Annotated in this window: 13 protein-coding genes; 11 read left to right on the forward strand and 2 right to left on the reverse strand. The window is 43.2% G+C overall.

The features are described 5' to 3' along the window. Positions 1–414 (forward strand): orotidine-5'-phosphate decarboxylase (gene pyrF / locus ACP45E_RS06745; protein WP_069584824.1); only part of this gene is annotated, 414 nt, incomplete at its 5' end. Positions 415–577: 163 nt separating this feature from the next. On the opposite strand, the gene ACP45E_RS06750 is transcribed toward pyrF, so the two are convergent. Beyond that, a complete protein-coding gene (locus tag ACP45E_RS06750) occupies positions 578–1342 on the reverse strand; it encodes a hypothetical protein (protein ID WP_017038952.1) in 765 nt (254 codons plus the stop codon). A gap of 304 nt (positions 1343–1646) precedes the next feature. Here ACP45E_RS06750 and cysB point away from each other — a divergent pair, with 304 nt between their 5' ends. From cysB to ACP45E_RS06780, 6 genes are all read left to right on the forward strand, one after another. Further along, complete coding sequence (gene cysB, locus ACP45E_RS06755) at positions 1647–2621, forward strand: HTH-type transcriptional regulator CysB (protein WP_017033726.1); 975 nt, start codon at positions 1647–1649, stop codon at positions 2619–2621. 54 nt (positions 2622–2675) lie between these two features. After that, on the forward strand, positions 2676–3869 hold the full coding sequence (locus ACP45E_RS06760) for a methyltransferase (protein WP_017038951.1): 1194 nt from the start codon (positions 2676–2678) through the stop codon (positions 3867–3869). Between the two features lie 159 nt (positions 3870–4028). Further along, positions 4029–4994: an ABC transporter substrate-binding protein gene (locus ACP45E_RS06765; protein ID WP_017038950.1), complete on the forward strand. Its 966-nt coding sequence runs from the start codon at positions 4029–4031 to the stop codon at positions 4992–4994. A 56-nt stretch (positions 4995–5050) separates the two neighbouring features. Further along, complete coding sequence (locus tag ACP45E_RS06770) at positions 5051–6025, forward strand: ABC transporter permease (RefSeq protein ID WP_017033729.1); 975 nt, start codon at positions 5051–5053, stop codon at positions 6023–6025. Beyond that, positions 6022–6816: an ABC transporter ATP-binding protein gene (locus ACP45E_RS06775; protein ID WP_017033730.1), complete on the forward strand. Its 795-nt coding sequence runs from the start codon at positions 6022–6024 to the stop codon at positions 6814–6816. Before ACP45E_RS06770 ends, ACP45E_RS06775 begins: the two co-directional genes overlap by 4 nt. 100 nt (positions 6817–6916) lie before the next feature. Further along, a complete protein-coding gene (locus ACP45E_RS06780) occupies positions 6917–8377 on the forward strand; it encodes a sensor domain-containing diguanylate cyclase (protein ID WP_017038949.1) in 1461 nt (486 codons plus the stop codon). A gap of 20 nt (positions 8378–8397) precedes the next feature. Here ACP45E_RS06780 and dusC read toward each other — a convergent pair whose 3' ends face one another. Then, entirely contained in the window at positions 8398–9348 is a 951-nt protein-coding gene (gene dusC / locus ACP45E_RS06785) for a tRNA dihydrouridine(16) synthase DusC (RefSeq protein WP_017033732.1), read from the reverse strand. A gap of 138 nt (positions 9349–9486) precedes the next feature. Here dusC and ACP45E_RS06790 point away from each other — a divergent pair, with 138 nt between their 5' ends. The 4 genes from ACP45E_RS06790 to ACP45E_RS06805 all read left to right on the forward strand — a co-directional run. Next, positions 9487–10101: a YecA family protein gene (locus ACP45E_RS06790; protein ID WP_017038948.1), complete on the forward strand. Its 615-nt coding sequence runs from the start codon at positions 9487–9489 to the stop codon at positions 10099–10101. A 69-nt stretch (positions 10102–10170) separates the two neighbouring features. Next, positions 10171–10785, forward strand: coding sequence for an outer membrane lipoprotein chaperone LolA (gene lolA, locus ACP45E_RS06795; protein WP_017038947.1), 615 nt, complete (start codon positions 10171–10173; stop codon positions 10783–10785). A 2-nt stretch (positions 10786–10787) separates the two neighbouring features. Beyond that, positions 10788–12134 carry a replication-associated recombination protein A gene (locus ACP45E_RS06800; protein WP_017033736.1) on the forward strand — a complete coding sequence of 449 codons (1347 nt, stop codon included), beginning with the start codon at positions 10788–10790 and terminating at the stop codon, positions 12132–12134. A gap of 104 nt (positions 12135–12238) precedes the next feature. Beyond that, positions 12239–13088: serine--tRNA ligase (locus ACP45E_RS06805; protein WP_069584826.1), on the forward strand; the 850-nt coding region annotated here is incomplete at its 3' end.

Consider the following 13088-nt stretch of genomic DNA (forward strand, 5'->3'; position numbering starts at 1 on the left):
ACCGCTCTTCCGATCTGCGAAATCCTAGAGCCTTACGGGAAAGATCGTCCATTACTGATTGGCGTAACCGTTTTGACCAGCATGGAGCAAGCTGATTTATCCGGAATCGGTTTAAATATAACGCCACAAGAGCAGGTTATTCGATTAGCTACGCTAACGAAGAATTCGGGGCTCGATGGTGTGGTATGTTCAGCTCAAGAGGCCTCTTTGCTGAAAGAAGAGCTTGGTCAATCCTTTAAGTTAGTAACACCAGGTATTAGACCTGTAGGAGCCTCTGTGGGTGATCAGAAGCGAATTATGACACCTGTCGATGCCATTGAGGCTGGTTCGGATTATCTTGTTATTGGAAGACCGATTACTCAAGCGCCGGACCCTGCACTCGTGCTGACTGAAATTAACAAAACTCTAGTGTAAGTCGTCGAGTGTGTTATCGAGATGACAATCAGGCTGCATAATGCGGCCTTTTTACTGGATAAAAACATCATGTACAAAAAAGTCGCATCATAATGCGACTTTTTTGAACTCATTTAAAAATGTAATTGCTGTAAACGTACTTGCTTTGAACGTAATAGCTTGATTACCATTTTTTCTTCTGGCCAAACAGAGCTTCCATATCGTCTTCTTTTTCTCTTTCTTCGATACCTTGTAAATCTTCCGCATTTTTGTTTTGTCGTTTCTGTTCGAGATCGTTAAACATACCTTCTAGCTTTTCTCTAGCTTGGTTTGAGTAGGCATCATTTTTCGAGCTTAAGGCATCAATCCCTTTTTTCAAGAGTTGCAGTGCTGTTCCTGGCTGGCCACGAACTATCGAGTCGTTAGCTCGCTTAATCACATTCTCGATATTAATTCTGACTTGAATGGTTTCTAGTCGTGCATTCTCTGCAACAAAAGCTTGCGTTTCAAAACGCCCTTTGTTGTGTTCACTACGCACGGTATCTCGTAGTCTTTTCACTAACTTCAGCATGACTATGGCTTGTTTGTCACTGCTTGGTACCTTAAATGTTGTACTGTCACCACCTTGATAATTTTCTTTCAATTGAGTGATTTGCTGCTTCATGTTTTCAAGCCGTTGAGCAAGCTGTTTATTTTTAGGGTCTAACTCGAACATGTTTTGAAGTGAGTCAAGAATTCGATTATTCAAGCAGACCAAAAGGTCTTTACTGAAAGGTATATGGTGTGCGTTACCAATGAGATCTTCCGTCGCATCAATGATCGCAATATAACGAGCCGATTCTTGTTTCTTGGCGGTTTCTACTTTGACCTTGTATTGCAACATGATGTTATAACCAAGAACCAATACCAATAAGACAGCTACGAGAGCAATAATTAATCCAATATTCATAAATTCCATATCTTTGTGTTTTGGATGGTTAGCTTTTTAGGATACACCATCTGGATAACATTCGGCACCACAATGTCGAGCTTTTTATTATCACTGTTTGTCATTTTATTATTAACCAAAAGTTTGAATTAGCACAGTAATATGAGTGTTAGCCTGCAAAAATCGTTATTGTGCACAGCGGCAGGGGAATCAACAGTATCCATGCTTCAATTTTTCTATCAATTATACGTCATTAACGTTATAACTAATAATTATAAACTATTACTGCCCACTGTGCCGTCGGCAAGGATTTCGAGGACATAAAATGAAACTACAACAGCTAAAATATATTGTTGAAGTTGTAAATCATAACCTAAATGTATCTGCGACAGCAGAAAGTTTGTATACGTCGCAACCGGGTATTAGTAAGCAAGTACGTTTACTTGAAGATGAATTGGGTATCGAAATATTTGAACGCAGTGGGAAACATTTAACACAAGTAACACCAGCTGGTATCGACATAATCCGTATTTCTCAAGAAATTTTATCTCGGGTAGAGAGTATAAAAGCGGTAGCCGGTGAGCATACGCATCCTGAGAAAGGGACATTAAACATCTCGACAACTCATACGCAAGCTCGCTATGCGTTGCCGGAAGTGATTAAAGGGTTTACCACCCGTTATCCTAAAGTTTCTTTACATATGCACCAAGGCACTCCGAGCCAAATGTCGGAAGCTATTGCGAAAGGAACCGCTAATTTCGCCATAGCAACTGAAGCACTCCACTTATATCAAGACGCAATTATGCTTCCTTGTTACCATTGGAACCGTTCTATTGTTGTCACAAAAGATCACCCACTGGCATCAAAGAAGAACGTCACGATTCACGATTTAGCTAAGTATTCCTTAGTAACCTATGTTTTTGGCTTTACGGGTCGTTCTGAGTTGGATACAGCCTTTAATGCTGAAGGGTTGACGCCTAAAGTCGTCTTTACAGCAACCGATGCAGATGTGATTAAAACGTACGTCAGAATGGGCGTTGGGGTTGGGGTCATTGCTAGCATGGCCATTGATAAAAACACTGACGGTGATTTAATTGCAATAGATGCCAGTCATATATTTGGTGCCAGTACAACCAGTATCGGTTTTCGTCGGGGAACGTTTTTGCGTACTTATATGTATGACTTTATGGAAAGGTTTGCACCTCACTTAACTCGCCCTGTGGTAGAGCGTGCGATATCACTTAAATCAAATACGGAAATAGAAGAAATGTTTAAAGATATTGATCTCCCGGTTCGTTAATCTCTTTCTAATAGATAGACTTCCCCTTACACTGTATTGAGATAAGAGGAAGTCATGAACAACACTTTTCATATACTTGACCAGTTTCTGTGTTCGAACGAACCTTTTTGGCGATTTGAACCTTTCCACCAAAGCTTTGATGAGCCGTACCCTTGGTGCGAATCTCATCCTGGTCTGTCTGCTTGGCTAGATAGCCTCACCATAGAGCAGATAGAGCACTTTAAGCTTTCACCAAACAGTCTAGCTGAGCCGCTTTATTCTTATTTTCCTGCATTAAGAGAGGTGAATAAACGCATTGACTTACCACTCAATAGTGAGCAGGCAATAGCGGTAGAGCCCCATTTATATAACGGCATTCCAGGTAGGAAACTGAATCAAATACTGTCAATGGGGTATGCGTCGGCGAAATTGCACAAAGGCAGTGAGTGGTTGGAGTGGTGCTCAGGTAAAGGCTATTTAGGACGGATTTTGGCCTCGACAACAGGGGAGAAAGTCACCAGTTTTGAATTTCAACAATCACTTTGTCTCGCAGGGCAGGAATGTGCTGATCATTTAGAACTTCCTATGACATTTGTTCAAGGCGATGCGTTAACTGATGAGTCTTTAGCTTATATTAATTCCAATCAACATGCTGTTGCTCTCCATGCTTGTGGGGATTTACACGTCAGCCTTCTTAGTAAGGCAGCAGCAATGAATTTGCCAGCGGTGACGATTTCTCCTTGTTGCTATCACTTAATTGGTTCAGATCGATATCAGCCAATGTCACAGTTGGCACAATCCTCTCCATTGGCGCTTAATCAGCAAGAGTTACGTATCCCTTTGCTTGAAACGGTGACGGGCGGAGAAAGAGTTAAGCGGCATCGCTTTCTCGAAATGTCTTACCGTTTGAGCTTTGATGTGATGTTACGTGAACTTAAGCTGACAACTACTTATATACCAATACCGAGTGTTAAAAAATCACAACTCTCTCTAGGCTTTGAAGCATTTTGTTACTGGGCTGCGAGTCAAAAGAGCATTGAACTGCCTAATGTTGATTTCAATCGCTTTTTGGAGCTCGGAATACAACGTTTTTGGCACATGGAGCGTTTGAGTTTGGTTCAACAAGCATTTCGGCGTCCATTAGAGTTATGGCTTGTGCTTGATAAAGCTCTATTTCTAGAACAGCATGGCTATCAGGTAACGCTCTCTCAATTTTGTTCACGCGAAACGACCCCCAGGAATATCCTACTGCATGCCTATCGAGACTAATCTGTCCTTATGTCTCTTTTTTGTTGATTTATTGTTAATGCGTTCTTCCCTTTGTTTTAAGTAACTGGTACTAATATTGAGTGTGTACGATAAATGCACAACAACAATAATAACCCAACACAACATTGACTACTAAGTTGCTTAAATCAAGGAGTTAAGATGAAGGCAAGTAAAATTCTAGCGACGGCTATCATTGCAAGTACAGCGTTACTTTCATCAGCCAGTATCATGGCAAAAACAGCTAAAGTTGCAGTATCACAGATTGTCGAACACCCAGCATTAGATGCTACCCGCCAAGGATTATTAGATGGCTTAAAAGCAAAAGGCTATGAAGAAGGAAAAAATTTAGAGTTTGATTATAAAACTGCGCAAGGTAATCCAGCTATAGCCGTGCAAATAGCAAGGCAGTTTATAGGCGAAAATCCAGATGTCTTAGTCGGTATTGCCACACCTACCGCTCAAGCGCTGGTCGCCGCGACGCGAAATATTCCTATCGTATTTACGGCTGTGACCGACCCAGTTGGTGCAAAGTTGGTTAAAACGCTTGAAAAACCAGGAAAAAATGTTACTGGCCTTTCTGATCTGTCACCGATCAATCAACATGTAGAGCTGATCAAAGAAATCTTACCAGAAGCAAAATCCATTGGCGTTGTTTATAACCCTGGTGAAGCGAACGCCGTAGCATTAGTTGAGTTACTTAAAGAGAGCGCGAAAGCACAAGGGTTAGAGGTTATTGAGGCGACTGCACTAAAAAGTGCTGATGTTCAGTCTGCGACTCAAGCGATCGCTGCAAAATCTGATGTTCTCTACGCACCAACAGATAATACCGTTGCAAGTGCAATTGAAGGGATGATTCTTGCTGCTAATCAAGCAAAAACACCAGTATTAGGTGGAGCGACCTCTTACGTAGAGAAAGGTGCAATAGCAAGCTTGGGTTTTGATTACTATCAAGTGGGTTACCAGACTGCGGATTACGTAGTTGCAATTTTGGAAGGAAGCAAGCCTGGTGATCTTGATGTGAAAATAGCAAAAGGTTCCGATTTAGTCGTGAATCCCGCGGCGGCCAAAAAGATCGGCATAGCGATTCCACAGTCAGTACTTGACCGCGCAACAAGCGTAAAATAACTCTGTGATACAGCCAGTAATCGGATTACTGGCTTAGCAGTACAAAGGGAGTTGTTATGTCTGCTTTTGCTTTTTTTGGGGCCCTAGAGATCGGGCTTTTGTACGGTCTTGTGGCGTTAGGTGTTTACCTAACTTTCAGAGTTCTTGATTTTCCAGACCTTAGTGTCGATGGTAGTTTCCCAATGGGAGCCGCAGTTGCAGCGACGGCTATCGTTGCTGGAATAAACCCTTGGCTTGCCACTGCAATGGCGATTGTCGCTGGTGCGGCAACAGGGTGGGTCACTGCTTTTCTAGCCGTTCGATGCGGTATTCTTCATTTACTTGCTTCCATCTTGACGATGATTGCTGCTTTTTCGATTAACATTCGAATCATGGGCCGTCCTAACATGTCTTTACTGGGAGAAGATACCATTCTCACGCCGTTTGAAGCGCTTGGCGATTCACTCTACATCCGCCCATTAGTTGTTGGTTTGCTTGTTCTTATCTCCGCTTGGGGAGTGGTAAGGCTATTAAACAGTGATTTTGGCCTTGGATTGAGAGCAACAGGGGTGAACTCGCGAATGGTCTCGGCGCAGGGCGGTAGCACGTCCTTTTACACCTATTTCGGGTTGGCTTTGTCTAACGGCTTTGTTGGCTTCTCTGGCGCTTTGTTTGCGCAGACGAATAGCTTTGCTGATGTTACCTCAGGTGTTGGTACCATCGTTGTTGGCTTAGCCGCCGTTATATTGGGACAAACGCTAATCCCTGGACGAAAAATTTGGGTCGCCGTGATCGCAGTCATTGTCGGCTCGGTGTTATATCGTTTGGCTGTTGCCTTTGCGTTAAGTAGTGGAATGTTTGGATTGCAGGCTTCGGATCTGAACTTAGTCACGGCAGTTCTTGTCGCCATAGCCCTCATTGCGCCTAAAATAAAAGGGAACATGAAGTCAAAAAAGCCGAGTAAACCTGCAGGGAGTCAGGTGAGCATGAATTCTAAAGTTAATCCGAAGCAAAACTCTCAAACGGACAGTGAGTCAGGAGAAGCAGTATGATTCGGTTAGAAGACATTCAAGTGACATTTAACCCAGGAACAATATTGGAAAACCGAGCACTGAGAGGCGTTAACTTAGAGGTCCCTGAACACCAATTTTTAACGGTTATTGGTTCTAATGGGGCAGGGAAGTCAACCTTACTCGGCGCTGTGACTGGCGAGACACCTATGGTCGGTGGTCGGGTCATTATCGATGAGCTTGATGTGACGAAAAAAACGGTGGATCAAAGAGCAAAGCAATGTGCTCGTGTATTCCAAGATCCACTCGCGGGGACATGTGCTGATTTAACCATTGAAGAAAATATGGCACTGGCGTATATGCGTGGTAAGAGACGAGGATGGAATTTGTCGTTGTCTTCGAACCGGCGAAAGCTTTTTCAAGAGCGCATTAGCATTCTTGGGCTTGGTCTTGAAGATCGCTTGAGTGATCACATTGGGTTATTGTCTGGGGGGCAACGTCAGGCGGTAAGCTTGGTAATGGCAACACTGTCAGACAGTAAGTTGCTACTATTAGATGAACATACCGCAGCACTGGATCCTCGTATGGCGGCTTTTGTCATCGATTTAACTAAAACCATTGTTCGAGAGTTTAATCTGACCGTTATGATGGTGACTCATTCGATGAAAGATGCCCTAGCCTGCGGAGATCGAACTGTTATGCTGCACCAAGGTGAGATAGTATTGGATGTTTCAGGCGAACAGCGTGCTAATATGAAAGTACCTGATTTACTAGAGATGTTTAGTAAAGTCCGTGGTGAAGAGCTCGCTGATGACAGCTTATTGTTGAACTAATGCTTGATTCTTGACTCTGATAAAAACACGACAATATGATGAGCCCATTATCGAGACATTTCTCAATGGGCTCTTTTTCTTTCATGTAATGAGCTATTTAATGAAGTCAAATCGACATTTTAGTTTGAAGTTTGCAATTTTAATGCCTCTGGTGGTATCGGTAGTATTGATGAGCTTAGTGGTTAAGAGCCATTACGACTTTGTGGATAATAACATTTCGGCTGAATACGAACGTCTTAAAAGAGCGATGTTGCGTTCAACAAAAGTATTAACCGCTCTCGACTACAACTTTACGAATTACTTTCAAACGGGGGGGCTCATACTGCTCGAGCACAATAGGCAGGTTGTTGAAGATTTATGTCAGATCTGGCCGATAGAGTCATTGCTCCGTGCCCAGGGTAAGTCTCACATGATGTCTGCGGTTGACATCACCTATATGTTGGTGGGTGATAAATCGATTTGTAATGCAGACAGTGAATTATACGAACGTATTTCTAGCCAAGTTTCTCTAGCTCCCGCTCTTTCATTCATGCATGATCTTGATGAATTTATACTAGGTATCCACTATTTTGACAAAGAGGGTTACGTTTTCTCTTCCCCAGATACCATGGCTCGAAACGTCACTAAAGAGTTCTTGGATACGATACAAACACGTCCCTATTGGCTAGAAACGGCAAAGAATAACGATAAGATCACGGTGTTAGGCCCCCTTAACTCGGTTATTTTAAATAAACATGTTATGGGTTTAACGGTTCCAGTGTATTCAGAGGAAATATTCGAGGGCATTATTTCCTTGGACATTGATGTAGACCTGCTACTTGAGACTGGAGACAAACTTATCGGTGAGATCCGAATATTCAACACCGACCTAAATACCGTTCCCAACCATGCATTCAGATTACGAAATATCGAATACGAAGGTATTGTTTTTAACCACGTCATTTTTTACGACTCTAACCTCATCGATGAAGCTAAATTCTTTATAGTTCACGAAAAATTCAGTTTGCTGGGGATTTTGCTGATTCACATATTTTTAGTTCTGACATTACTTTACGTTAACATTAATGTAGAGCGCACTCATTTTAAGGGTCTAGCAGAACGTGATCCTATGACCGGTTTACTGAATCGTCGTGGGTTTGATGTTTTTTTGAGTCGCAGAAGGGCTGAAAGAATGTTTGCGTTGGCTATTTTCGATATCGATGATTTTAAGCGAGTGAACGATAAATATGGTCATGATGTAGGAGACGATGTTATCTGTTACATGGCGAACCAGTTAGATAAAAACATTCGAAGCAATGACGCCGCTGCTCGTTTCGGTGGCGAAGAGTTTGTGGTTTATATTGAAGGAAACGGTGAAAAACAACTGAGAAAGGCCTTGGACAGGGTGACCTTGGCGATTACTCAACATTCAAAACAAGCCGTTAAAACTGGCTTTACGGTGTCCGGTGGGGTTGAGATAGTAACGCCAAGTTTTAATATCGATTTTCCGCAGCTGATTAAGAACGCCGATGAAAAGCTCTATAAAGCGAAAACATCAGGTAAGAATCAACTTGTTTATTAGGGCGTTTATTAGTGCGTTTATCAAAACGTCTGTTGGGCTTGATATAATTTGATATGTTCGACAATCGGTTGTGCTGTTTTGAACGTTCTTATCTCTCGAAAAAGATCATTGGCTTGAGGGTATTGTTGCTTTAAATAAGCAAACCATTGTTTGACCCGGTTCGGGTAGTACATTCCCTTATCTCCAGCCATTTCATATTTGGAGTAGGCCAGTAATAGTTCAACCACATCAGCCCATGGCATTGGTTTGTGATTGTGTTTAACCACATTACCAAGATTAGGGACATTAAATGCGCCCCGGCAGACCATCAAAGAATCGACTCCGGTTGTTTCGATACAACGTTGGCCGTCTTCGTAGTTCCAAATTTCTCCGTTTGCAATAAGAGGAATAGAAGAACTCTTACGGATTTCGTTTATGTAATCCCACTTGATTTCACTGGCTTTGTAGCCGCCTGACTTGGTTCTAGCGTGAACCGTTAATTCGTTGGCACCCGCTTTTTCAATCTCTTCCACTATATGGAAACAATCATCGGGATTTTCCCAACCAAGACGGATCTTTGCTGAAACGGGAATATGGTCTGAAACCGCTTCTCGACAAGCCTGAACTACATCATGGATTAACTCTGGGTGTTGTAGTAATGCCGCGCCGCCTCTGCTTTTATTGACAAGTCGGGCAGGACAACCAAAATTCAAATCAATCCCTTTGGCTCCCAATTTTTCAGCTTGAATCGCGTTTTTTGCCATCCATTTAGGGTGTTGACCGAGTAGCTGAATATGCACAGGAACACCTGATTTTGTTTGAGATCCTGTCAACAATTCAGGGCATAGACGGTGGAATACATGCTCAGGAAGCTCTTGATCACTCACTCGAACAAATTCAGTGACACAAAGGTCATAATCATTGATATCGGTGAGAATTTCTCGCATTAAGTGATCTAAAACGCCCTCCATAGGGCCTAAAATGACACGCATGTATGTATCGCCTTTTGCGGTGGTTAGCGGTAGAAGAGTATTTTGGCAGCGCGATTGTAGAGGCTCACGATAAGATTGTCACTAACACCTTGCTTCAGGCTATAATATTCGCTGTTTTTCTTTAGATTTTAAAATGACATGACTTACCAGCTTATCAACTTAGATACTTTAACGAGCGATGTTTCCGCCGAAACTATCGAAGGCGCTATTTTGGCGGCCAATTTTTCTGTTAAGCCGATCGCCCCAGAAGCATGGGTGGACCGAATTTTTTCAGATGCATCGCCACGTCACATAAGCCTGGTAACGGAACAGATTCATGCGCAGTTTAATCGATTGCAACGAAATGAATATGAAGCCTCTGCATTATTAGAGGTTGAACACACTCACGATAAGTTGGTTGAATTTGCCAGTGGCTTTATGACCGTTTGGGCCGTTGTTGAACCTCAATGGCAGGAAATACAGCTAAACGATGGTTCGATGCGCATGCTTCAGGCCTTGTTGACTCTATTTATGTTGTCAATTGACGAGGAGCAGACACAACAGCAGATGAAAAATGCTGGTATTGAAACACCCCCGACATTATCAGATTTTATTGGTCAGCTTGACCTTATGGTGAGTGAAGTCGCACTCGCGGCTGACGAAGCTATGGTCGGTGGCAAAAGTCAAAGTGTCAATCCGTACAGAGGTATTGGCCGCAATGATCCTTGTCCGTGTTCTAGTGGTAAAAAATTCAAACAATGCTGTGGTCAATAAGGCTTTAGACAAATTAACCCGATGCATAAAACAAGAATGTTTTTGCTGAAACAATCAGGAGTATATTAAATGAAAAAGTGGAGCCTTCTACTGCTTGCCCATTGCTCAATAGTGGTCAGTTTTTCTGCTTTCGCCACACCCCAAGATGAATTGAGTACCCGACTTTCTTTAAATGATGGATTCACTGCTACGTTCAGTCAGCAGATCGTTAGCCCTGAAGGGGATATTGTGATGGAAGGGGAAGGTCTTGTTGAAATTGCAAGGCCAAGTAAGTTTCGATGGGAAACGACATATCCAGATGAAAATACGCTGATTTCGGACGGTGAAACCTTATGGTATTACAGTCCATTTATTGAGCAAGTGAGCCTGTACTGGCAAAAACAAGCGGTTGAACAAACCCCTTTTATTTTACTCACTCGCAATGAAGAAAGTGATTGGAATAACTATACGGTATCGCAACAAAATGACCGCTTCACGCTAACGCCTAAAACGGCGGATTCAACGCAAGGCCAGTTTCAAATTGATATCGACGACAAAGGGATTGTGAAAGGGTTTAACGTCATTGAGCAAGATGGGCAACGTGGACTGTTTAGCTTTAGTAATGTGAAACTAGAGTTACCAAAAAACGGTCGCTTTGTATTTGTGGTTCCAGAGGGCGTAGAGGTTGATGACCAAAGGAACTAACCATGAGTAATTTAAGCTTAGATTTCTCAGGAGATGAAGATTTTCGTCCACTTGCGGCACGCATGCGCCCAGAAACTATGGAACAGTACATCGGTCAGCAGCACATATTAGGGCCAGGCAAACCGCTTCGACGGGCCTTAGAAGCGGGTCATATCCACTCTATGATTTTATGGGGGCCGCCTGGCACGGGGAAAACTACGCTTGCTGAAGTCGCCGCGAACTATGCTGATGCAGAAGTAGAGCGAGTGTCAGCGGTGACTTCGGGTATTAAAGAAATCCGCGCCGCCATAGAGAAAGCGAGAGAAAATAAGAATATTGGCAAACGCACAATTTTGTTTGTCGACGAAGTTCATCGATTCAATAAGTCTCAACAAGATGCTTTTTTACCTCATATCGAAGATGGTACGGTGACTTTTATTGGCGCAACTACGGAAAACCCTTCGTTTGAATTGAACAACGCACTGTTGTCTCGGGCGCGAGTATACAAGCTCACGTCGCTATCTGCGTTAGAGATTCTACAAGCTTTAGAGCAGGCTTTGGGTGATGAACTGCGAGGCCTTGGTAAGGTTAACGCTCATTTCCATGACAATGTACTGGATCGGCTGGCTGAATTGGTCAACGGTGATGCTCGCATGTCACTCAACTATCTTGAACTTCTGTTCGATATGGCAGAAGAAGAGGAAGGCATCAAACAAATCACCCTACCATTGCTCGCGGAGGTTGCGGGTGAAAAAGTCTCTCGTTTTGATAACAAAGGGGATATTTGGTACGACCTAATATCGGCGGTGCATAAATCGATACGAGGCTCGAACCCTGATGGCGCTTTGTATTGGTCTGCCAGAATGATTTCAGCAGGGTGTGATCCACTCTATATCGCAAGAAGATTACTGGCGATTGCTTCAGAAGATATCGGTAACGCTGATCCAAGAGCGATGCAAATTGCATTATCGGCATGGGATTGCTTTACACGAGTCGGCCCAGCTGAAGGTGAGCGAGCCATTGCTCAAGCGATAGTTTACCTAGCATGTGCACCCAAAAGTAATGCGGTTTATACCGCATGGAAACAAGCCCTTCGAGATGCAAAAGAGTATCCGGAATATGAGGTGCCTGCACACCTTCGTAATGCCCCGACAAGTTTAATGAAAGATTTGGGCTATGGCGCGGAATATAGATACGCCCATGATGAGCAAGGAGCATACGCTGCTGGCGAAGTGTACCTGCCGCCAGAGATGAGTCATTTACGTTACTACAAACCGACAAATAGAGGTTTGGAGACAAAAATTGGCGAAAAGTTAGATTACTTGGCTAGTTTAGATGCAAAAAGCCCACGAAAGCGCTATGAAAAGTGAGTGTTTTTGGATACATTTGTTCGATTATAATTTCTTTACACATCACCGCTTTCTTAAGTGTTATGTTGGTGTGTTTTCCACAACTATAAGGCATAGGATTAGCAATGCTGGATTCTAAATTACTTCGCACTGAGCTGAATGAAACAGCTGCAAAATTAGCACGTCGCGGTTTTAAACTTGACGTAGACACCATCGGTCAACTTGAAGAGCAACGTAAATCCATTCAAGTAGAAGTCGAAAATTTACAATCCACGCGCAACTCCATCTCCAAGCAAATCGGCCAGAAAATGGCGTCTGGTGACAAAGCGGGTGCCGAAGAGATTAAAAAGCAGATCGGTACGCTAGGCAGTGATTTGGAAGCTAAAAAAGCGGAACTGGTTGTTGTTCAAAGTAAGCTTGAAGAGATTACGTTGTCGGTTCCCAACCTTCCAGATGATGCTGTCCCCGATGGTAAAGATGAAAACGACAACGTTGAAATCTCTCGTTGGGGAGAACCTAAATCTTACGATTTTGAAGTAAAAGATCATGTTGACCTGGGTGAGCTTAGCGGTGGGTTAGACTTTGCCAGTGCTACTAAGATCACTGGCGCTCGCTTTATCGTCATGAAAGGTAAATTTGCTCGTCTGCATCGCGCGATTGCGCAGTTTATGTTGGATCTGCATACCGATGAACATGGCTACACTGAGATGTATGTACCGTATCTTGTCAATTCAGATAGCTTGTTTGGTACTGGGCAGTTACCAAAGTTCGGTGGCGACCTTTTCCACACGGAGCCACTGACTGAAAAAGTGAATGATGAAGAACCTCGTAAGCTATCTTTGATTCCGACTGCTGAAGTTCCGGTCACGAATATGGTGCGCGACACCATCACTGATGAAGCGGATATGCCGATTAAAATGACGGCACACACCCCTTGTTTCCGTTCTGAAGCAGGTTCATATGGCCGTGACACGC

It is taken from the genome of Vibrio genomosp. F10 str. 9ZD137 (assembly GCF_049974785.1).
GTDB lineage: Bacteria > Pseudomonadota > Gammaproteobacteria > Enterobacterales > Vibrionaceae > Vibrio.

Bases quoted from the DNA above. Each gene is read 5' to 3' on its own strand.
- cysB (WP_017033726.1), top strand. From the start codon at position 1,647: ATGAAACTACAACAGCTAAAATATATTGTTGAAGTTGTAAATCATAAC.
- ACP45E_RS06765 (WP_017038950.1), top strand. From the start codon at position 4,029: ATGAAGGCAAGTAAAATTCTAGCGACGGCTATCATTGCAAGTACAGCG.
- ACP45E_RS06780 (WP_017038949.1), top strand. From the start codon at position 6,917: ATGAAGTCAAATCGACATTTTAGTTTGAAGTTTGCAATTTTAATGCCT.
- ACP45E_RS06760 (WP_017038951.1), top strand. From the start codon at position 2,676: ATGAACAACACTTTTCATATACTTGACCAGTTTCTGTGTTCGAACGAA.
- ACP45E_RS06800 (WP_017033736.1), top strand. From the start codon at position 10,788: ATGAGTAATTTAAGCTTAGATTTCTCAGGAGATGAAGATTTTCGTCCA.
- dusC (WP_017033732.1), bottom strand. From the start codon at position 9,348: ATGCGTGTCATTTTAGGCCCTATGGAGGGCGTTTTAGATCACTTAATG.
- lolA (WP_017038947.1), top strand. From the start codon at position 10,171: ATGAAAAAGTGGAGCCTTCTACTGCTTGCCCATTGCTCAATAGTGGTC.
- ACP45E_RS06790 (WP_017038948.1), top strand. From the start codon at position 9,487: ATGACTTACCAGCTTATCAACTTAGATACTTTAACGAGCGATGTTTCC.
- ACP45E_RS06775 (WP_017033730.1), top strand. From the start codon at position 6,022: ATGATTCGGTTAGAAGACATTCAAGTGACATTTAACCCAGGAACAATA.
- ACP45E_RS06750 (WP_017038952.1), bottom strand. From the start codon at position 1,342: ATGAATATTGGATTAATTATTGCTCTCGTAGCTGTCTTATTGGTATTG.
- ACP45E_RS06770 (WP_017033729.1), top strand. From the start codon at position 5,051: ATGTCTGCTTTTGCTTTTTTTGGGGCCCTAGAGATCGGGCTTTTGTAC.